Origin of the sequence: Variovorax sp. EL159 (assembly GCF_900100965.1) — a bacterium.
In the GTDB taxonomy this organism is placed as follows: domain Bacteria; phylum Pseudomonadota; class Gammaproteobacteria; order Burkholderiales; family Burkholderiaceae_C; genus Variovorax.
Map to the genome: position 1 here is coordinate 309,267 of NZ_FMUJ01000008.1, position 20,099 is coordinate 329,365.

The 20,099-nt window shown below is 64.3% G+C and carries 21 protein-coding genes; 13 read left to right on the plus strand and 8 right to left on the minus strand.

Features of this window, described 5'->3' with window-relative positions:
• Positions 1-571 precede the first annotated feature (571 nt).
• On the plus strand, positions 572-1,831 hold the full coding sequence (locus BLQ28_RS28865; protein ID WP_093246753.1) for an ImmA/IrrE family metallo-endopeptidase: 1,260 nt from the start codon (positions 572-574) through the stop codon (positions 1,829-1,831).
• Positions 1,832-1,965: 134 nt separating this feature from the next.
• Here the strand turns inward: BLQ28_RS28865 and BLQ28_RS28870 are convergent, their stop codons facing one another.
• Positions 1,966-2,394: a ribbon-helix-helix domain-containing protein gene (locus BLQ28_RS28870; protein ID WP_093246754.1), complete on the minus strand. Its 429-nt coding sequence runs from the start codon at positions 2,392-2,394 to the stop codon at positions 1,966-1,968.
• A 75-nt stretch (positions 2,395-2,469) separates the two neighbouring features.
• Entirely contained in the window at positions 2,470-3,048 is a 579-nt protein-coding gene (locus BLQ28_RS28875; protein ID WP_093246755.1) for a DJ-1/PfpI family protein, read from the minus strand.
• Positions 3,049-3,344: 296 nt separating this feature from the next.
• Here BLQ28_RS28875 and BLQ28_RS28880 point away from each other — a divergent pair, with 296 nt between their 5' ends.
• The 3 genes from BLQ28_RS28880 (at position 3,345) to BLQ28_RS28890 (ending at position 5,282) form a co-directional block, all read left to right on the plus strand.
• Positions 3,345-3,797 carry a carboxymuconolactone decarboxylase family protein gene (locus tag BLQ28_RS28880; protein WP_093246756.1) on the plus strand — a complete coding sequence of 151 codons (453 nt, stop codon included), beginning with the start codon at positions 3,345-3,347 and terminating at the stop codon, positions 3,795-3,797.
• A gap of 211 nt (positions 3,798-4,008) precedes the next feature.
• Positions 4,009-4,434, plus strand: coding sequence for a hypothetical protein (locus tag BLQ28_RS28885; RefSeq protein WP_093246757.1), 426 nt, complete (start codon positions 4,009-4,011; stop codon positions 4,432-4,434).
• A 119-nt stretch (positions 4,435-4,553) separates the two neighbouring features.
• Positions 4,554-5,282, plus strand: a complete 729-nt coding sequence (locus BLQ28_RS28890; protein WP_093246758.1) for a class I SAM-dependent methyltransferase — start codon at positions 4,554-4,556, stop codon at positions 5,280-5,282.
• Positions 5,283-5,328: 46 nt separating this feature from the next.
• Here BLQ28_RS28890 and BLQ28_RS28895 read toward each other — a convergent pair whose 3' ends face one another.
• The 6 genes from BLQ28_RS28895 to rtcR all read right to left on the minus strand — a co-directional run bounded on the left by BLQ28_RS28895 (position 5,329) and on the right by rtcR (position 10,775).
• The gene (locus tag BLQ28_RS28895) at positions 5,329-5,601 is read right to left on the minus strand and encodes a hypothetical protein (RefSeq protein WP_093246759.1); all 273 of its coding nucleotides are present in this window, start codon (positions 5,599-5,601) and stop codon (positions 5,329-5,331) included.
• Between the two features lie 270 nt (positions 5,602-5,871).
• The gene (locus tag BLQ28_RS28900) at positions 5,872-6,825 is read right to left on the minus strand and encodes a bifunctional Delta(1)-pyrroline-2-carboxylate/Delta(1)-piperideine-2-carboxylate reductase (protein WP_093246760.1); all 954 of its coding nucleotides are present in this window, start codon (positions 6,823-6,825) and stop codon (positions 5,872-5,874) included.
• Positions 6,826-6,839: 14 nt separating this feature from the next.
• The gene (locus BLQ28_RS28905; protein WP_093246761.1) at positions 6,840-7,703 is read right to left on the minus strand and encodes an alpha/beta hydrolase; all 864 of its coding nucleotides are present in this window, start codon (positions 7,701-7,703) and stop codon (positions 6,840-6,842) included.
• On the minus strand, positions 7,700-8,269 hold the full coding sequence (locus tag BLQ28_RS28910; protein ID WP_093246762.1) for a 3'-5' exonuclease family protein: 570 nt from the start codon (positions 8,267-8,269) through the stop codon (positions 7,700-7,702). Before BLQ28_RS28910 ends, BLQ28_RS28905 begins: the two co-directional genes overlap by 4 nt.
• A 15-nt stretch (positions 8,270-8,284) precedes the next feature.
• The gene (locus tag BLQ28_RS33550) at positions 8,285-9,145 is read right to left on the minus strand and encodes a 2'-5' RNA ligase family protein (RefSeq protein WP_371126716.1); all 861 of its coding nucleotides are present in this window, start codon (positions 9,143-9,145) and stop codon (positions 8,285-8,287) included.
• A 16-nt stretch (positions 9,146-9,161) separates the two neighbouring features.
• Positions 9,162-10,775 carry an RNA repair transcriptional activator RtcR gene (gene rtcR, locus BLQ28_RS28925; protein ID WP_093246763.1) on the minus strand — a complete coding sequence of 538 codons (1,614 nt, stop codon included), beginning with the start codon at positions 10,773-10,775 and terminating at the stop codon, positions 9,162-9,164.
• Positions 10,776-10,991: 216 nt separating this feature from the next.
• Between rtcR and BLQ28_RS28930 the strand changes: the two genes are divergently transcribed.
• The 9 genes from BLQ28_RS28930 to BLQ28_RS28970 all read left to right on the plus strand — a co-directional run bounded on the left by BLQ28_RS28930 (position 10,992) and on the right by BLQ28_RS28970 (position 20,097).
• On the plus strand, positions 10,992-12,545 hold the full coding sequence (locus tag BLQ28_RS28930; RefSeq protein WP_093246764.1) for a vWA domain-containing protein: 1,554 nt from the start codon (positions 10,992-10,994) through the stop codon (positions 12,543-12,545).
• A gap of 686 nt (positions 12,546-13,231) precedes the next feature.
• Positions 13,232-13,750, plus strand: a complete 519-nt coding sequence (locus BLQ28_RS28935; protein ID WP_093246765.1) for a hypothetical protein — start codon at positions 13,232-13,234, stop codon at positions 13,748-13,750.
• 39 nt (positions 13,751-13,789) lie between these two features.
• Positions 13,790-15,010: an RtcB family protein gene (locus BLQ28_RS28940; RefSeq protein WP_093246766.1), complete on the plus strand. Its 1,221-nt coding sequence runs from the start codon at positions 13,790-13,792 to the stop codon at positions 15,008-15,010.
• A 4-nt stretch (positions 15,011-15,014) separates the two neighbouring features.
• Positions 15,015-15,302: a hypothetical protein gene (locus BLQ28_RS28945; protein WP_093246767.1), complete on the plus strand. Its 288-nt coding sequence runs from the start codon at positions 15,015-15,017 to the stop codon at positions 15,300-15,302.
• Between the two features lie 64 nt (positions 15,303-15,366).
• Positions 15,367-16,002, plus strand: coding sequence for a zinc-ribbon domain containing protein (locus BLQ28_RS28950; RefSeq protein ID WP_093246768.1), 636 nt, complete (start codon positions 15,367-15,369; stop codon positions 16,000-16,002).
• Positions 16,003-16,013: 11 nt separating this feature from the next.
• A complete protein-coding gene (locus BLQ28_RS28955) occupies positions 16,014-16,967 on the plus strand; it encodes a ribonuclease Z (protein ID WP_256327503.1) in 954 nt (317 codons plus the stop codon).
• A 56-nt stretch (positions 16,968-17,023) separates the two neighbouring features.
• Positions 17,024-17,878 (plus strand): nucleotidyltransferase domain-containing protein, encoded by an 855-nt coding sequence (locus BLQ28_RS28960; protein WP_093246769.1) that lies wholly within the window; start codon positions 17,024-17,026, stop codon positions 17,876-17,878.
• Complete coding sequence (rtcA, locus tag BLQ28_RS28965; protein ID WP_093246770.1) at positions 17,875-18,912, plus strand: RNA 3'-terminal phosphate cyclase; 1,038 nt, start codon at positions 17,875-17,877, stop codon at positions 18,910-18,912. Before BLQ28_RS28960 ends, rtcA begins: the two co-directional genes overlap by 4 nt.
• A 123-nt stretch (positions 18,913-19,035) precedes the next feature.
• The gene (locus BLQ28_RS28970) at positions 19,036-20,097 is read left to right on the plus strand and encodes a maleylacetate reductase (RefSeq protein ID WP_093246771.1); all 1,062 of its coding nucleotides are present in this window, start codon (positions 19,036-19,038) and stop codon (positions 20,095-20,097) included.
• The last annotated feature ends 2 nt before the right edge of the window (positions 20,098-20,099 follow it).

A 20,099-nucleotide genomic window follows, 5' to 3' on the forward strand; every position in this document is an offset into this window, starting at 1 on the left:
TGGGCGTTAAGCAAAAAGAAGAACGAACCGCGGAGGGACAAGCTCACCGCCCTCGCGCTGCTCGCTCTCACCCCTGACGAAGTTATGGGGCTGAACCGGTACCGGTGTGCTTCGCCTATTGCGTGCGGCCGAACAACGCACACGACTCCGGCGGGGTTTTCACCGGCGGCAACGAGAGTCGGCAGCATCTCGACGACAACCCACCGTAGATCTGCCCGATGGATTCATTCTTGAAGATGAACCCGACGCTGAGTGGGATCACCGACAAGGTCATGCGCAGACTAAATAGGTGTCGAAACCTACGGGATGCACTTTCGGTGTCGGGACGATTGTGACCATTTCAGCGCGTTCAAGAGCTCCGTAGACCCGCCTCCAAAAGCAGGGCGCCCATTGTCTACGCGTCATGGGATATCGATTTCTTTGCGTATGCTCATGGATGAAGGAATCCGAATTTCAACTGAGAGGCTTCTGAAATGAGTACTACAAAGGTCGGTGATCTGCTTGAGGATGCGATCTACAAGTTGCTCAAGTCTGAGATAGCGGGTGGACGATTTTTCGTCAAGAAATCGAATTGCAAGATATACCAAAAAAAGGCTACTTCTCTAAGGACCGAGGTTCAGAGATCGTGTTTGATGTTTCGATTGAGATATTCATGCCGGGAGCAACGGAGTACTCCATGCTCTTTCTTGTCGAATGCAAGAACTACACGCACGCAGTCCCGGTGGATGACACGGAGGAGTTCTTTAGTAAGGTTCAGCAGGTGGCGGCTGCCAACGTGAAAGCGGTGATCGCCAGTACCGCCTCCTATCAGAGAGGCGCCAGAGCGTTTGCGAAATCCAAGGGAATGGGACTTCTCCGGTACTTTGATCCGTCAAATTTCAAGTGGGAACTCATGCGTTCGCCGTCGGCCTCAATTTTTGAGTCAAGCCTGCAGGATGCAATCGAGTTGGATGCCGGGCTTTCAAAGGAGAGCTTCGTCAGTACGGCCTTTGACCTGTATTTGCAGTCGCCCGTAAGAGATACAAATTCCCTCTGGAGCTTTGTGGAGGATTTTGTAGTCCAAATTCCGATGAGCCTGAGTGAGCGAAGGAAGCTGGTCAATCCCAAAAGTAATCTTGGTCAGAAGGTGCCATTTCAAAGCAAAGATCGAATCGAAGAGCATGCCGCTGGCATCCTCAAAAAGATCGGACATGAGAGGGGGCTGGTGTCACTTGATGATCTTTGCGCCCTTGAGAGGGAGCGCTGCAATCTCAGTGTTCAACTTGATGTTGAACCAGCAGAGGGCGATGATTTTCGCGGCTCGATCCTCGGGCGCATCTCATTCGATCCCCTGGAAATCAAAGTATTTGCACATGCTCGACCCAACAAGGGGCGAGAGCGATTTACCCTTGCGCATGAACTCGCTCATCATCTTCTTGGGCACTCCAGATTCATGGCCGGCGAAGCATGCGAGGAGGTTGATTTCCTGTTGTTTCGAAAGGAAGCAATTGAAGCGCCAGAAATTTCACGTATGGAATTTCAAGCGGACTACTTTGCGGCGAGCCTACTGATGCCAAGAGTCAGCTTTGAGGAGGACTTTCGCCGGATCCTTCACGGCATGAATCTGCCGGATCGCGGTCATGGACTGCTCTATGTTGATGATCAACCGTGCAACCGTCAAAACTATGAGTTCGTCACGAATCATTTGATGGCTCGCTACGGGGTGTCGAGATCCGCTACAGCGATACGTCTTGAGGGACTTGGCCTGTTTCGTGATGCACGCAGCGGAGCGAGTTTTCGAACGGTAGGGAGTCTGCTGAGTGGCTCCCTTGGGAGAGGAGTGCACGGATAAATCACGAGCCGACGCGCTGTCGAGCACATTCGAGAACTGGTCGTCTCTAAGTGAGCTAGCCGCTCACGAATCCGGATCAATGCATTTGTGGCACGCAAAGCGAATTGATCCGGACGCTTGTCTTTCAGAGCGCCTTATGCGTGCCGTCGTGCGGCGACGTGGAGTGTGCGCACCCGCGTCTCGCTTGATGGCTGTTGCCGCTCGTGTGTTGACCGCCCCCACCCCTGCGGCAATTCATGCAGCACCGCCTTCGCATCCAGCGAGCGGATCGCCACCGACGTATCGGCCGGAATCCGCCCCTGCGCCACCATCGCCTCGTAGCGCAAGGCGCAGACCCGCAGGAACGACGCGAAGTTGCCGACCTCGCCGCGCGCCGCGACCAGCTCGTCGTAGAGCCGCTCGATGAGCTGCACCACGACCATGCCGTCGCGCTGCGCGATTTCTTCCAGCACCTGCCAGAACAGGTTCTCGAGCCGGATGCTGGTGACCACGCCGTGCAGCCGCACCGAGCGCGTGCGCGCGTCGTAGCTTTGCGGATCGGCACTGATGAAGACTTCGCACATGGGCGGCCTCCTTCTTTCGGGGTGAGATGGGCGACGCACGCACTGTAGCGCCGCCCGTCGAGCCGTGGGACTCGGTCAGTGCTCGATGCGCGTGCCCAGCACCACCAGGAACTGCGCGAGCCACGCCGGATGCGCAGGCCATGCCGGCGCGGTGACGAGGTTGCGATCGGTCACGGCCTGGTCGACCGGAATGCCCATGTACTCGGCACCCGCCAACTCGACCTCGACCTGGCAGGCCGGATATGCAGAGACCTTGCGGCCCTTGAGCAGCCCCGTGGCCGCAAGCAGTTGCGCGCCATGGCAGACCGCCGCCACCGGCTTGTCGGCCGAGAGAAAGTGCCGCGTGATCTCGACCACGCGGCTGTGCATGCGCAGGTACTCGGGTGCACGTCCGCCGGGAATGACGAGCGCGTCATAAGCCTCGGGGCGCACGTCGGCGAAGTTGGCGTTCAGCGTGAAGCGGTGGCCCGGCTTCTCGCTGTAGGTCTGCGCACCTTCGAAGTCGTGGATGGCGGTGTGCACCCAGTCGCCGGCCTTCTTGTCGGGTGCCACGGCGTGCACCGTGTGGCCCACGGCGAGCAGGGTTTGAAAGGGCACCATGGTTTCGTAGTCTTCGCCATAGTCGCCGCAGAGCATCAGGATCTTGCGAGCCATTTCGTTTGTCTCCTTCGGTGTGAAGTTGAAAGCCGGTTCGTGCGCGATTGAGGGTGCGTCGAGGCATGCGCCGACCGTGTTTGCATTATTCGAAGCGCGGTCATGCAGTGGGTAGCAGCCGGCTGTGACTGTGGGCTGTTGAGTACCGGTACACCGTTGGCCCGCTGTTCACCGGGGAAATTGGAAGAACATGGCCCAGAGCAAAACAACGATCTTGGCTCTTCCGAACGGAGCCACGATCCCGCACGATGAGGTCCTTTCCAATCGGCACGCTCCACGTAGAAAAAGGATTTTTCATGAGCCATCGCATCGACTACACCCAGGCGTCTCCCGAGGTCTACAAGGCTTTCGGCGGGGTGTACGTCGCCCTCCAGAAAAGCGGCCTTCCCAAGCAGCTGGTCGATCTCGTATACCTGCGGGTTTCGCAGATCAATGGCTGCGCCTATTGCATCGACATGCATTCGCGCGATCTGCTCAAGGCCGGCCTCGCGGTGGACAAGCTCGTGCTGGTGCCCGTGTGGCGCGAGGCTGGCGAAGTCTTCAACCGCCGCGAACGCGCCGCGCTTGCCTGGGCCGAAACCGTCACCCGTGTGGCGGAAACGGGCGTTCCCGACGCCGACTACGCGGCGGCCACCGCCGAGTTCGGCGACAAGGAGCTTGCCGATCTCACCTATGCCATCGGCCTGATGAATGCCTTCAACCGGTTCGGGATCTCGTTTCGCGTGACCCCGGCCGCGGCCAAGGCCTGAGCCCCGGAGCCGCGCGCGCGGACTTTTGAGAGACGGGAGAGACGGGCGCCTGGTCGCCCTAACAGAAGCGGATGCGGGGCGTTGATACATGCAGCGGCAGCCCAGTGCCGCCGAGGGCCGTCACAGAACTGCCTTTTGCGGTCACTAACCTCGCTAAGGGTTTTCCCGCATTCTCGGACGAACCCTCCAGACAACTCTCAAAGACACGAACATGAAGACCTCCAAGCTCGCCCTCGCCGCCGCATTCGCCGTTCTGGCCGTCGCTTCCGCCCAGGCCCAGCAGTCCGTCGGCCGCACCCGCGAAGCCGTCCAGGCCGAAGCCGTTGCCGCTGCCCACGCACCGAACCAGAACGTCACCCGCGGCTCGCGCGGTGCCGATCCGTTCACCTCCACGGCCGATCCGGAAGCCGTCTACAAGCAGGCCGTGGAAACGGCGCACGCACCCAACCAGAACGTGACGCGCGGCTCGCGCGGTGCCGATCCGTTCACGTCCAGCCGCGATCCGGCACAGGTCTACCAGGAAGCCGTGGCCACCGCCGCCGCACCCGACCAGAACGTGACCAGCGGCTCGCGCGTGAACAGCAAGGTGATCTCGACCATGCAGAACCCGGCGCTGACCGCCGCCCAAGGCAAGTAAGCAAGCAAATCAACACCGAGGCATGAGCGGCCGTGCAGGTCGCTCTCCCGGTGCTGAGAAGGGCGCGTCGTCGCCCGGGCCAGGGAAATAATGGAGCTGCTGCACAGCAAGGACTCCCCATGGCCCAGAACATCTACGACACGCCCGCTTTCTTCGAGGGCTACCAGCAACTGCCGCGTTCGGTGCACGGGCTCGACGGCGCGCCCGAATGGCCTGCGCTGCGTGCGCTGGTGCCGCGCCTGCAAGGCCTGCGGGTGGTCGACCTGGGCTGTGGCCTCGGCTGGTTCTGCCGATGGGCGCGCACGCAAGGGGCGGCCTCGGTGCTCGGGCTCGACGTGTCGCAGCGCATGCTCGAAAAAGCCCAGGCCTTCGGCGCGGACAGCGCCATTTCCTATGTGCGTGCAGATCTCGATGCGTTGGCGCTGCCACCGCAGTCGATCGACTTCGCCTACAGCTCGCTCGCCTTTCACTACATCGAAGACCTCGGCACATTGCTGGACACGGTGCATGCCGCGCTGGTGCCCGGAAGCCGGCTGGTGTTTTCGATCGAGCACCCGATCTTCATGGCACCCCGCAACCCGGGCTGGCACACCGACGCCCAGGGGCGCAAGTCATGGCCGCTCGACAGCTACCAGATGGAAGGGCCACGCACCACGAACTGGCTGGCCGAAGGCGTCATCAAGCAGCACCGCACCATGGGCACCTTGCTGAACACGCTGTTGCGCGCGGGCTTTCACATCGATCACGTGCAGGAGTGGGGCCCGACCGACGCGCAGGTTGCGGCGGTGCCGTCGCTGGCCGAAGAGCGCGAGCGGCCGATGATGCTGCTGGTGAGCGCGAGCCGGTAGCGCCGAGCCCACTCGCCGCCGAAGGGCGGCCACGGCAAAGCAGGGCTCAGGCGGCGTAGGCCTGGGACGAAAGCCGCTGCAGCATGGCGGTTTGTCGTACTTCCTCGGCGTCTCGCAGGCTCTTGGCGGCGCGGGTCGCGACGTAGGCCACGTACAGGGTCTCGATGGCCTTGGCCCAGTCATGCGCCTTCTGGGAAATGCCCTCGGGTTTCACGGAAGAGCCGATGACGGCATTGGTCGAGAGATCGTCGTCCGGACGGGCCGGTACGTCGAATCCCACCTTGCTGAGGATGCTGGCTTTTTGAAGGATGGTGAGCATGCGGCTGGCCCTCGGTATTCATCGCGTTTGCAGGTTACTGGCAGTCGGGGGAGCAGCGCTATCCGCCGTATGACGTATGCGCCCCTTGCCTGAAGTCGGTTCCTGGTTCGTGGCTTTCAAGTTCCGTGCCATGAACAAACCAGGGCCGCTCTTCGGTGGCGGGCGCCATGCGTCGAGTTTCCCCTGTGCATGGTCCGTAAATCGGGCTGCCTAGGTGAAACAACGATTGGGACTAACCCTCAAGAAGTGCACAGGCGGCACCGGCCACGCTCAGGTCGGGCCCGCGTTTTTCCACACCAGCGTGGCGGCCGTCAGGTCTTCGAGCGCGCTGCCCACCGCCTTGAACACGGTGCGTTCTTCATCGTCCGCGCGGCCTGCGCGTTGGCCGCGGCACAGCTCGGCCAGCGTGCCCTGGACGTCTTGCGCGTGCAGCGTGCCGGCTGCCATCGCGTCGAGCAGGTCGCCCGATTTCTGCAGGGCCTCGTTCGTGTCGACATAGGTGCGTGCGCCAACGAAGCACTGCGCATCGGCTTCGCGCATCGCGGGCGTGAAGCTGCCGATCAGGTCGAGGTGCGAGCCCGGCGCGAGCCATTCGCCGCGCACCAAAGGCGCGGTGGCCAGCGTGGCGCAGCTCACGATGTCGGCGTGCTCGCGCACAGCTGCTTCGAGATTCGGAGCAGCCCGCGCATTCCAGCCTTCGGCGCGCCATTGCGCGGCCAGCGCCTCGGCGCCTTCGGTGCGGTGGTTCCACACCCACACCTCGTCGATGGGCCGCACGCTCGCATGCGCGGCGGGCAACATGCGCGCGATGCGGCCGGTGCCCAGCACCAGCAGGCGGCGCGCATCCTGGCGTGCAAGAAACGACGCGCCGAGCGCCGATGCGGCCGCCGTGCGGCGCGCGGTGATCTCGTTGCCGTCCATCATCGCCAGCGGCACACCGGTGCGCGCGTCGTACAGCACATAGGTCGCATGCAGCCCAGGCAGGCCGCGCGCGCTGTTGCCGGGAAAGATGTTGATGGTCTTGATACCGAGAAAGCCCGCGTCGCTCCACGCCGGCATGATGAGCACGGTGCCCTTGCCGCCCGGGTCGGCGCCCGCCGTCTCGATGCTGTGCACGTGGCGTGGCGGCACCTGTGCCTCGGCCGCGAAGGCCTCGCGCAATGCGGGCACCAGCCGCCTGAAGTCCAGCGGTGCGCGGGTCGCGGCTTCATCGAAGTGCTTCATCGGCGTCGTTGCCGTCATTGTTGCGAGGCCGGCTGCATCGAGGCCTCGAAGAAATCGGTCAGTGCTTGTCGGTAGGTGTGGCCGAACCTCAGTGCCGTCATCGGTTCGAGGTGGCCGGCGCCCGGCACTTCGATCAGGCGCCTGGGCTCGCGCGCATCGGCCAGCAGGCGCTGCGAATGCGCGGACGGAATCACATGGTCCGCCGTGCCGTGGATCAGCAGCAGCGGAATCGGCGAGATCGCCGCGACGAACTTCGACGCCGCGTAGGTGTCGCTGACCAGCAGGCCCGCGCCCGACAGCTTGTCGTTGGCAATCGCCGAATACGAATAGAAGGTCGACTCGATGGCCACGGCCTTCACGCCCGCGCGGTTGCCCGAGCCCACCACCGCGATCGCGTTGGTGCCGCCCAGGCTTTGCCCGAAGACGAACAGCCGCTCGGGGTCGACATCGCTGCGCGAGCGCACGTAGTTCAGCGCGGCATTGGAATCTTCGAACACGCCCTTGGGCTCCGGCTTGCCCGCCGATTCGCCGTAGCCGCGGTAGTCGAAAACGAAGACGTTGTAGTCCTGCTTCGGCAGCCAGGCCACGAAGCGCCAGTGCGTGCTCATGTTCTGCGCGTTGCCGTGGAAGTGAACCACCGTGCCCTTGGCCTCCTTCGGGCTCTTGCGATCCGCCGCCGGAAGAAACCAGCCGCTCAGGCGGGTGCCGTCGGCGCTGTTGAATTGCACGGGCTCGTAGCGCAGGCCCAGCACATCGGGCGTTTCGTAGCGCACGCTGTCGGGGTAATAAAACATCGACTGCACGCAGCCGGCCAGCATGAACGGCACCGCGCACAGCGCGAGCCTGTACCAGCGGCGAACGGCGTGGCCGATGCTCATGGCTGCTGCGCCTTCGCCGCGTGGTTTTCCGCGAGCATGTTGCAAAAGAGCGCACCTTGCTCGATGGCGTCGTCGAGCGCCACATGCGTGTGCGGCAGCTTGTCGAACCAGCGCCGCGGCATCGCGCGCTTGGTGCTGTCGCGGTAGCCGATCTTCAGCATCGCCATCGCGAACGTCTTCATGTCGAGCGCCGAATGGCTGAACGGGCTCTCGCCCGCGAAGCGGATGAGGTACCAGTAGACGAACATGAAGTCGAAGCCCGCAGGGTAGGCCACGAACACCGGCCGGCCGGGCAGGCCCTTGAGCCAGCTCACGTAGTTCTTCATGGCGTGCGCCGGGTCTTGCAGGTCCGAGCGGCAGGCGGCCCATGCCTCGGGTTGCGTCTTCCACCATGCGGCGGTTCTGGGGTCGGCTTCGGCGCCGGGCAAGGTGTGCAGGTTGGCGCTGAACGTGGAAAGGAGTTGCTTGTCCGCCGTGTAGGCGGCCGAGCCGAAGCTCAGCATCGAGTGCGGCCCGGGGATCGGGCCGTCGGATTCGACGTCTGTGCTGATGTAGGTTTCTGTCATGTGTTGTTGATGTTGTCAGTCGATTCCAAGAATCGATGGCACCGAGCGTTCGAGTTCCTCGATCAGCGCCGGGTCCATGTATTTGTATTCGTCGGGTATGTCGAGCACGTGGATCGGCTTGTGTTCCAGTGTCCGTTTGAACTCGGCCACCAGCCGCGACTTGTGCTTTTCTTCCATCACGAGGATCAGGTCGGCCCATTCGATGTCGTCGATGGACACGCGGTGCCGCGCATTCGGGCTGGTGCCGGCCGAGCGGGCCGAGATCAGCGGATGCCGGCGCCAGAGCTGCTCGGCCGTCGGGCTGCGCCACTGGTTGCGGCTGCAGATGAAGAGAACGTTGCGCATCGCTCGGGCTCCCGCAGGAGGAAGCTGGAAGACGTGCAGGTCTTGCCAGCGGCCGGAAGAGTTTTCGATCAGCGTGACCTCTGTGCACGTCGCATGCACAGGGCCCGACGCAAGAAGCCTTGCATTCAATTCGATGGCCGCCGCATCCGCATCGAGCGCGTTGCCATGCGCCACGGACAAATGCGGGATCACGCCTTCGAACGCACCTTCGTAAGGCGGGAAACCGGGGAAGGCATCTGCCAGCGCCAAGGTCATCGCGACGAACGGTTCGGCCGGCTTCGGTGCAAGGTAGGCCGTTTCCGGAAAGCGGCCGACTTCGCTCAATGAAAACGCGAACGAAGGCGTGCGGTTCAGCACACGCTGTGCGAGCGCCAGCACGTCCGGTGTGATCTGCCCCGGGTCCATGAACGGAACGAGCACGGTGATGTGTGCCGGCACGCCGAGCGCCACGGTGGCGTCGTACCTGCGGCGCAGGTCTCCCACGAGCGCTTCGGCCGCCGGGACCTTGACTGCGAATGCGGAGATGGCCATCGGCGCGGAGGATAGCTCAGGCGTCGGCGATGCGGCTCCACTCGACGCCGAACTTCGCCAGGTACTTGCGAAGGCGGTCCGCATCGTTCACCACGCTGCGCTGCGCACGTGAGGCCTGGAAGAGTTGCCGGCCCGCATCCGACAGGCTGCGTGATTGCCGGCACACGCGCACCACGGCTTCGAGTTGCAGCCTGTCGAAGAGATCGAGCGCAGCCGAGCGCTCGTCGCCCAGCAAGGCGTCGAGGTCGATGATGTCGCCATGGCTCGCGGCCACCGCCGGCCCCGCGTGCTTCCACAGCCACCGCAGCCGCGCGATCTCCGCATCGACCAGCGCCACCGGAATGCGCCCGCCATCCGCCAGCGTGGCCAGCCGCGTCACGCTGGCCGAGAGGTCGCGGAAGTTGCCGCTCCAGACCGCTTCGCTGCTTTGCGCAAAGCGCAGGTAGGCCGCGCGCGCCTCGGCGTTGAAGCGCACCACGCGGTGGTTCTCGGTGGCGTGAATGGCCAGCAGGTGGTCGATGTTGGGCTCGATGTCTTCGGGCCGCTGTGCGAGGCCGGGCAGGTCATAGGTCCAGAGGTTGATGCGCGCGAACAGGTCTTCGCGAAAGCGGCCTTGCGCCACATCGCTGCGCAGATCGCGGTTGGTGCCGGCGATGAGCTGGAAGTCGCTTTCCACTTCCCTGTCCGCGCCCACGGGGAAGAAGCGCTTTTCTTCGATGGCCTTGAGCAGCATGGCCTGCTCGTCGAGACCCAGCTCGCCGATTTCGTCGAGGAACAGCGCGCCCTGGTGCGCGGTGCGAAGCAGCCCGGGTCGGTCGCTCGCCGCGCCGGTGAAAGAGCCCTTCTTGTGCCCGAACAGCGTGGACGCGGCGCCGTCACCGCGCAGCGTGGCGCAGTTCACCTCGACGAACGGCCCGGTCATCTGGTGCCGCGCCTGCTTCAGCTCGAACATGCGCCGCGCCAGGAACGACTTGCCCGCACCCGTCGGCCCGACCAGCAGGATCGGCGCACGCGAGCGCACGGCCACGCGTTCGATCTCGTCGATCAGCGCGTTGAAGCGCGCGTTGCGCGTGGCGATGCCGCTCTTGAGGAAGGCGACCGCATCGCGCTGCTCGGCACCGAAGCGCCGCGCGATCACGTCGTAGCGCGACAGGTCGAGGTCGATCAGCGTGCACTTGCCGGCCTCGCCTTCGCGCTGCCGCTTGGGCGGCGAGGTCTGCGCCAGCACGCCGGGCACCACACGCGATTCGGACAACAGGAACATGCAGATCTGCGCGACGTGCGTGCCGGTGGTGATGTGCGTCCAGTACTGCTCGCGCTCGGTGTCGAAGGTGTAGGCACGCGCCCAGTCGTACAGGCGCGTGTAGACCTCGCCGAAATCCCACGGGTCGGCAAGGTCGAGCGGCACGAGGTTGACGGTGGTCTCGGGCGAGACGGAAACGATGTCGGCCTTGACCACTTCGGCCAGCGCCTTGTGCCGCAAGGTGTAGAGCAGCTCCATGCGCGAGACGACCATGTCCTCGTGCTGGGCCAGCGAAACCGTGGGACGCCACTTGTTCCAGCGGCCCGCGCCCTGGCCGGCATCGAGCTGGGTGCCGAGGAAGCCGATGACGACGATGGGTTTCTTCATATCTCTAGATAAATAGATATCCAAAATTATAAGAAATCTGGATAAATCTCAAGATGAAGAACGAGTCAAAAGTTTCTTTGAAGAAGAAAACTCAATCAAATCAATGAGTTATTAGTTGGTCGATCAGCGCGATGGAAACCTGGCACACCCGTTGCAATAAGGATCACACATTCAAGAAATTAGACACAAGAAAACAACCCACAAGGAGAAGTCACGATGGCCAACCTTCAACTCTTTCAAACCCTGCGCGGTGTCCTGATGCCCGCGACGGATGCCCGCAACGAAGCGGGTGGCGCGGCCTATGCCCTGTCGCCGAAGCACCAACTGGCGCAACTCGCCGCGACCGGTTGCCTGAACAACACGTTCTACGCACAAGCGCAGGACCAGCTCGATGCCGTGATGGCCCTGGCCCATGAAGTCGATCCGCTGTTCGTTGCCAAGACGGCCGTGTACGCACGCCGCGCCGGCCACATGAAGGACATGCCGGCGCTGCTGGCCGCGACGCTCGCCAAGCGCGACGTGGCGCTGCTCGCCCAGGTGTTCGGCCGCGTGATCGACAACGGCAAGATGCTGCGCAACTTCGTGCAGATGCTGCGTTCGGGTGCCGTGGGCCGCAAGTCGCTCGGTACGCGTCCGAAGAAGCTCGTGCAGCAATGGCTGCTCGAAGCGACCGAAGCGCAACTGCTGAACGCCTCGGTGGGCAACACGCCTTCGCTGGCCGACGTGGTGAAGATGGTTCACCCGAAGCCTGCCGAAGCATGGCGCGCCGCGTGGTTCGCATGGCTGATCGGTCGTCCGTATGCGCTGGAGGCACTGCCTCCGCTGACGCAGGCGTTCGAACGCTTCAAGCAGGACCGTTCGCTCGAAGTGCCCGATGTGCCGTTCCAGATGCTGACCGCGCTGGAGCTGGATACGCGGGCCTGGGCGCAGATCGCGCAGCGTGGTTCGTGGCAGATGGTGCGTCAGAACCTGAACACCTTTGCGCGCCATGGCGTGTTCGCACTGCCGGGCCTTGCGCATGCGGTGGCCGCCAAGCTGCGTGACCCGCAGGCCGTGGCCAAGGCCCGTGTGCTGCCGTACCAAGTGATGGCGGCCTACACCGCAACCGGCGCCGACGTGCCGCACGTGGTGAAGGAAGCGCTGCAGGACGCGATGGAACTCGCGCTGGCCAATGTGCCGCAGTTCGAGGGCCGCGTGGTGGTGTGCCCCGACGTGTCGGGCTCGATGAGCTCGCCCGTGACGGGTCACCGCGGTACGGCAACTACTGCGGTGCGTTGCATCGACGTGGCTGCGCTGGTGGCTGCTGCCGTGCTGCGCCGCAATGCGGATGCGCGTGTGTTGCCCTTCGAGACGAAGGTGGTGCCGTTGAAGCTGAATCCGCGTGATTCGGTGATGACCAACGCGGCCAAGCTGGCGGCGGTGGGCGGTGGCGGTACCTCGTGCAACGCGCCGCTGGCATTGCTGAACCATGAGAAGGCGCAAGCCGATCTTGTGGTGCTGGTGTCGGACAACGAATCGTGGGCCGACCGTGCCCGTGGCCGTGGTACCGCGACCATGCAAGAGTGGGAGGCGTTCAAGAAGCGCAACCCGAAGGCGCGGCTGGTGTGCATCGACATCCAGCCCTATGCGACCACCCAGGCGCAGGAGCGTGACGATGTGCTGAACATCGGCGGCTTCAGCGACGAAGTGTTCAAGCTGCTGGCGGTGTATGCCGCGGGTGGCCTGGGCGCCGACCACTGGGTGGGTGTGATCGAAGAGACTTCGATCTGAGAGAAAAGAGAGAGGGTGCCGTGGGCCTTGGCCCGCGGTGCCCGATCCGAAGAATTTGAACGTCGTCGTTCGGCGAATGCAGGTGTGACTACATCACCAATCTGAAGTCACACCGACCGTTTGTCGCTGAACGGGGATGAAGGTTTTTGTGCGAATGCAGGCAGGACTACATCTTGGTTTGACCAGGGTTCGAATCCCGGCGCCGGTTCTCCGGCGTGGTCTACGTCTTGTCATCCTTGTCGCACTGTTTTTTGCAGCGAATGCTGGCGGAACTACAGCCTCCAACGCTCGGGGTCGCGGGTTCGAATCCCGCCGGTCGAAAGACCGTAGCTCAGTGGTTAGAGCACGACTGTTTCGTCGATTTTTGTCGCCGCTTTTTTGTTTCGGGCACGCAGGCACAGAAGGGAGCGCCACTGCCAAAAATGTTTGAAATTGCCGGCAGCCTGGGTAAGACCAGGTACGGCGGGAAAGTCGGTTGACGAGCAAGGTTGAGGATGCAGGTGCTGGCTCCGATGACGGGTCTGTCACTGGCGCGCGTTTCCAATCGTCGACTGGGCCATCGGACTCAAGAACCATGGTCGCCGTATTGATGCGGGTTCGAATCCCGCCGTGTCCACCATCTGCGAATGAATGAATCAATCAATCAATGAACGAACGTTGTTGTCGTTGAACGGAAGAAAGAAGATATGTTGGAAGAAGATCGAGCCCACGAACGGATCGCCTACGTACTGAGCGGTACCGGCTGGGCCACGCTGAGCTTTCGCGCCGATGCCGGGCCGATGGACTTTGCCGTGTCGTACCTGCACGATTCGCTGGGTGACCTGGCGCGCATGGGGCTCGATCTGGTGAAGGGTGCACAGCAAGCCTCGGCGGTCTTCATGGACGAGCCCGGAGAAGTTCACCTCGTGGTGACGGGCGACAAGGAAGACCTGGCTTTCGAGCTGCGCCGCTACCGCGATTGGGCAAGCTGGGGCATCACCGCCATGGACGACTTCGAGGTTTTGGACCACGGCACCATCCGGCGCGTGGACCTGGTGCGCAACATCCACGCGATCCTGGAGCGCATCTATGTGGACGTGGGGCTCGCGAAGTACCGCGAGCTTTGGGTGGAGCACGATTTTCCGCTCCGTACGTACGAAGGACTCATCGCGGCATTCAAGAAGTGGCCCTGGGCCTCCTGGGCCTCTTGGGCCTCTTGCAAGTAAGCAGAGATTGAACAGAGAGACAGAGAGAAGGAAAGAAAAATGACGAACTACAAGCTCCATGAAGTGGCCAACGGCGTCCCCGTGAAGATGTGGACGAACGGCGTGCCCGTCGAAGACGAAGCGCAGAAGCAGCTCGAGAACGCTGCGCGCCTGCCCATCGTGTTCAAGCACATCGCGGCCATGCCCGACGTGCACTACGGCATCGGTGCGACCGTGGGTTCGGTGATCCCGACCTTCAAGGCGATCATTCCCGCTGCGGTGGGCGTGGACATCGGCTGCGGAATGATGGCGTGCAAGACCACGCTCAACGCGCGCGACCTGCCCGATAACCTGGGCCCGCTGCGTTCCGCGATCGAAAAGGCCGTGCCGCACGGAAGCAACCCCAAGCGCATGGGCCGCGACAAGGGTTCGTGGGAAACGCCGCCGAACGAAACCGACGTGGCCTGGTCCGCGCTGGTGGATGAATTCGATGCGATCTGCGAGGACTACCCGCGCCTGAAGAACACGAACAACCACAAGCACCTGGGAACGCTGGGTACGGGCAACCACTTCATCGAAGTGTGCCTCGACGAAGCGGGCGCCGTGTGGTTCATGCTGCACTCGGGTTCGCGTGGCGTGGGCAATGCCATCGGTACGCACTTCATCGAACTCGCGAAGAAAGACGCCGAGCTGCACCAGCGCAACCTGCCCGATCAGGACCTGGCGTACTTCGAAGAAGGCGCCAAGTACTTCGGCGACTACGTGCGTGCGGTGGGCTGGGCCCAGAAGTTCGCGCGTGCCAACCGCGAAGTGATGATGCAGCGCGTGGTCGCGGCCGCGCGCAAGGTCATCACCAAGCCTTTCGAGGCGCATGTGGAAGCGGTGAACTGCCACCACAACTACGTGAGCCGCGAGACGCACTTCGGCGAAGACGTGCTCGTGACCCGCAAGGGCGCGGTGAGCGCCAAAGCCGGCGAGCTGGGGATCATCCCCGGCAGCATGGGGGCCAAGAGCTACATCGTGCGCGGAAAGGGCAACCCCGAGAGCTTCATGAGCTGCAGCCACGGCGCCGGTCGAAAGATGAGCCGTACCAAGGCGAAGAAGCTGTTCACCATCGCCGACCAGATCGCGGCGACCGAAGGCGTCGAATGCCGAAAAGACGCCGACGTGATCGACGAGATCCCGATGGCCTACAAGGACATCGACGCGGTGATGGATGCGCAGAAGGACCTGGTGGAAGTGGTCTACACGCTCAAGCAGGTTGTCTGTGTGAAGGGTTGACGCGATGGGCGTCGAGTACCGCGTCAAGGTCGCCTTGCCGTCGCGCGATGTCGCGCAAGGCATCTGCAGGAAGGCCGGCATCGGCGGCCATCTGAACGTCCAGGGCGAGCGTGCGGATTTCTATCCGGCGCCGCCATCGACGCCTTCGGAATGGGCGCAGGCCTCGGTCAGCATCGATGCCGATGGCTTTGTGGTCTGCCTGCTTGCGAACAGCAGCTTTGCGCGACAGGTGCTTGGCAGCATCGTTCAACTCGCCGCGAGCGAAGGTGTCGTGACAGTGGAAGAGCTATAGCTATAGAAGGCCATCGGAAGATCCGGCCCGCCTTCGTAGCAACGCATTACGAAGGTTGAAAAAAATGAAGAGCAACAAGCAACGCCGTGCCGAGATCAAGGCACATCGCCTGGCGCGCGCAGCGCGTGTCGAGGCGCAACCGCGCGTGTCCAACCGGCAATCCGGCGTGTGCCTGAGCGTGCTTGGTATCGAGCGGGCCGACCTGGACGTGCTGGGCCGCTACAACAACACCTGCGTGCCGCCGCCCGAGTTCTACTTCGCTCGGCCGTTCACATGCCGCGACTGCGGCGCGGAAGAGATCTGGACCGCCAAGCAGCAGAAGTGGTGGTACGAAGTTGCTCACGGCCATATCGATAGCAGGGCCGTGCGTTGCCTGGCATGCCGTCGGGCGCGTCGGGAGCGGTTGCGGTCGGTCGGGCCGGGCGCGAACCTTCTGGGTGAGCAAACGAACCGTCTTCGGGCGCTGGGTCGAGCCAGGCCGAACGAGAAGGCCGTGGCCGAAGTCGAGGCCGCGTTGCAAAGCAAATGGTGGAGCCTGCGCGTGGTCGCGATCCAGACGATGGCCCGTTGGGGTGACGCTGAACAGGTCGAAAGACTCAAGGCGATGGTGGCGGCGCGCCCGGCGGATGGGCGTCGATACTGGAGCTGGGAGCGCGTTGCTGCCGATGCCGCGATGTGCGCGTTGATCCGCAGGGAGTGATCGAAGTGATGATGAAACTGACTTTTCTGGGAACCTCTTCAGGCACCCCCACGCGCCAGCGCAACGTCTCCGGCCTCGCCGTGCAGACGGTGCTCAACGCCGACTGGTTCCTGGTCGACTGCGGCGAAGGCACGCAGCATCGCCTGCTGCAGACGCCGCTGTCGCTGCACGCCTTGGCCGCCGTCTGCATCACGCATGTGCACGGTGACCATTGCTATGGGCTGCCCGGCCTGCTCGCGAGCGCGGGCATGGGCAAGCGCACGAAGCCGCTGAAGCTGGTCGCGCCGCTGCCGGTGTGGGAATGGTTCCAGGCCACGCGCCAGTTGACCGACTTGCACCTGCCCTACGAGGTCGAGCACGTGGATGTCGAAACGCAGCCGCTGGTGTACGAGGCACCGGGCCTGCGCATCGAGCGCCATGTGCTGCGCCATCGCGTGCCCAGCCATGCCTATCGCGTGCAGGTGCAAACCCGGCGCACGCGGCTCAAGACCGAGGCACTCAAGGCCACCGGCCTGCCGCCCGGTCCGGCATGGCGCGCGCTGCAGACCGGCGAAGACGTGCCCTTCAACGGCGCGGTGCTGCGCAGTGCCGATTTCGCGGAAACGCAGATCGACACGGCGAGTGCGGTGATGGGCGGTGACAACGCCGAGCCCGCGCTGCTGCGCGACGCCTGCCAGGGTGCGCAGTTGCTGGTGCACGAAGCCACCTACACGCAGGATGTGCTCGACAAGGTCGGCCCCGGCCCGATGCACAGCTCGGCGCGCCTGCTGGCCGAGTTCGCGCAGTCCGTGGAAATACCCAACCTTGTGTTGACGCACTTCAGCGCGCGCCACCAGAACGAAGAAGGCATGGCGCAACTGATGGCCGAGACCCAGGCTCACTACCGCGGCAACGCCTTCCTGGCCAATGACCTCGACGTGTTCGAGCTCGACAGTGCAGGCCATGTGACCGTCACCCGCGCCTGATCGCATGAAAGAAGAAGATCAGGCGGTAGAAAAACAATGAGGAAGAAGAGATTTTCATGAGCACCCAGGAACTCCTGCGCTCCGCCCATCCCATCGAGCCCGCCATGCGCGCGCAGATCATGGAGGCCCTGCGCGACATCGAAGCAACGCACGACGTGACCGTGCTGTTCGCCTGCGAATCCGGCAGCCGCGGCTGGGGCTTTGCCTCGCCCGACAGCGACTACGACGTGCGCTTCGTCTACGTGAACCGCCTGCCGTGGTACCTCACGGTCGCGCCGCGCCGCGACGTGATCGAGCTGCCGATCAGCGGCGACCTCGACGTCAACGGCTGGGACCTGCGCAAGGCACTCGGCCTGATGCGCGAGTCGAACCCGACGCTGCTCGAATGGCTGCGCTCGCCCATCGTGTACCGCGACGATGCCGTGGCCATGCCGCGTTTTCGTGCGCTGTCGGAGGCGGTGTTCTCCAACGCGCGCGCGTGGCATCACTACACCTCGATGGCAAAGAAGAACTTCCGCGAGCACCTGCAGGCCGACGAGGTGCGCTACAAGAAGTACCTCTACGTGCTGCGCCCGCTGCTGGCCGCGCGCTGGATCCGCACGCAGCCTGGCGTGCCGCCGATGCGCTTCGCCAGCCTGGCGCAGCACACGCTCGATGCCGTGCGCGACGTGGCGCTCATCGAAGAGATCAACGCGCTGCTCGAAGTGAAGATGCGTGCCGGCGAAGCCGCGACCAGCCCGCGCTGGCCCGGCATCCACGCATTCATCGAAGCCGAGCTGGCGGCCAACGCGGCCGATCCGATCACGCCGCTGCCGCAAACCGAAGGCGCGGAGCTCGATGCCTTTCTTTGCGAGACGGTGCTGCGCTTCGACGCGGGGGCATCGCACGCCCAGGAAGGAGGCCACGCATGATCGAACTCGACGGCTCGCAAGGCGAGGGCGGCGGCCAGATCCTGCGCACCAGCCTTGCGCTGTCGGTGGTCACGGGCCAGCCCCTGTCCATCGAGAAGATTCGCGCGGGCCGGGCCAAGCCGGGCCTGATGCGCCAGCACCTGGCGTGCGTGAAGGCGGCCACGGAGATCAGCGGTGCGCAGGTCGACGGTGCCGAACTGGGCTCGCAATCGCTGCGCTTCGCGCCGGGGCCTGTGCGCTCGGGCGACTACCGCCTCGCGATTGCCGGTGCGGGCAGCTGCATGCTGGTGCTGCAGACCGTGCTGCCGCCGCTGCTGCTGGCCGGTGCGCAGAGCCGCGTGCATCTGAGCGGCGGCACGCACAACCCGATGGCGCCGCCTTTCCATTTCCTGGAGCGGGCGTTCGTGCCGCTCGTGCACCGGCTGGGCGCCGACCTGCAACTGTCGCTGCGCCGATGCGGCTTCTACCCGGCCGGCGGTGGTGAGGTCGAAGCGACCATCGTCCCGGCGGTGGGCGCGCTGCAGACCTTCGACCTGATGGCGCGGGGCGCGCAGCAGTCGGCCTATGCGGAGTGTCTGGCACCGGGCCTGCCGCGCCACGTGCCGACGCGCGAACTCGAAACGCTCGGCGGGGCGATGGGCTGGTCGGGCGAGCAGCTTCGCTTGGGGGCCGTGCGCCAGAACGAAGGCCCGGGCAATGCGCTGCTTGCCACGCTGGCGTATGAGCACGTCACCGAGGTCTTCACGGCCTTCGGCGAGAAGTCGCTCAGCGCCGAGCAGGTGGCGCACGGCTTGGTGAAGGAGGTGCGGGAGTTCCAGAAGAGCGAGGCCGCCGTCGGCCCGCATCTGGCCGATCAGCTCGCGTTGCTGCTGGCGCTCGCGGCGTGGCAAGGCAAGAAGGCCGGTGCCTTCACCTGCAGCGAAGTGACGGAGCACACGCGCACCAACTGCGCGGTGATCGAGCGTTTTCTGCCGGTGCGCTTCACGATCGCCGAAAGCCGCCAGGCCTCGACGGTGCGGGTCGCTCCGGCCTGACAGCGGAAAACTCCTTTCCGCTGGTGTTGTTGAACGGCCGGCGGGCCGCTGGGACACTCGCGCCCGTCGTATCCTGCGGCGCAGGCGTTCCCTGGCTGCGAGTCCCTGAGGAAAGATCAAGCGATGTCCGTCCAACCCTTCGTCTACAGCAGCGTGCCCCAGCGGGTGGTTTTCGGTGCGGGTTCGCTGCAGCACCTGGCGCGCGAGATCGATGCGCTGGGCGCCAGGCGTGCGCTGGTGCTGTCCACGCCCGAGCAGCGGCCACAGGCCGAGCGCATCGCCGACATGCTGGGCGCGCACGCGGCCGGTGTGTTCGACCGGGCCGTGATGCACGTGCCGATCGAGACCGCACGCGAAGCGCGCGAGGTGGCGCAACGCCTGGGCGCCGATTGCGCCGTGGCCATCGGCGGTGGCTCGACCACCGGGCTGGGCAAGGCCATCGCGCTCGACTCGGGCCTGCCGATCCTTGCGATTCCGACCACCTACGCGGGCTCCGAGATGACGCCGATCTACGGCATCACCGAAGCCGGCATGAAGAAGACAGGCAAAGACTTCAGGGTGCTGCCGCGCACCGTGATCTACGACCCCGAGCTGTCGGCCAGCCTGCCCGTGGGCATGAGCGTGACCAGCGGCATCAACGCCATCGCGCATGCGGCCGAAGGGCTCTATGCCACCGACGCGAATCCGATCATGGACCTGATGGCGCAAGAGGGCATTGCCGCGCTGGGCCGCGCCCTGCCGGCGATCCGTGCATCGGCCAAGGACCCGGGCGCGCGCAGCGATGCGCTCTATGGCGCCTGGCTCTGCGGCACCGTGCTCGGCAATGTCGGCATGGCGCTGCACCACAAGCTGTGCCACACGCTGGGCGGCAGCTTCAACCTGCCGCATGCCGAGACCCACACCATCGTGCTGCCGCACGCGCTGGCCTACAACGCAGCCGCCGCGCCCGAGGCGATGGCGCGCATCGCGAAGGCGCTGGGCGCGGGCAACGCGGCGCAGGCGGTGTTCGACCTGGCGCGCGACAACGGCGCACCGGTCGCGTTGCGCGACATCGGCATGAAAGAGTCGGACCTCGACCTGGCCTGCGCGCATGCGCTCACGAACCAGTACCCCAATCCGCGTCCACTGGCGCGCGATGCGATTCGTGCCTTGCTGCAGAACGCCTGGGAGGGCGTGCGGCCCTGAGC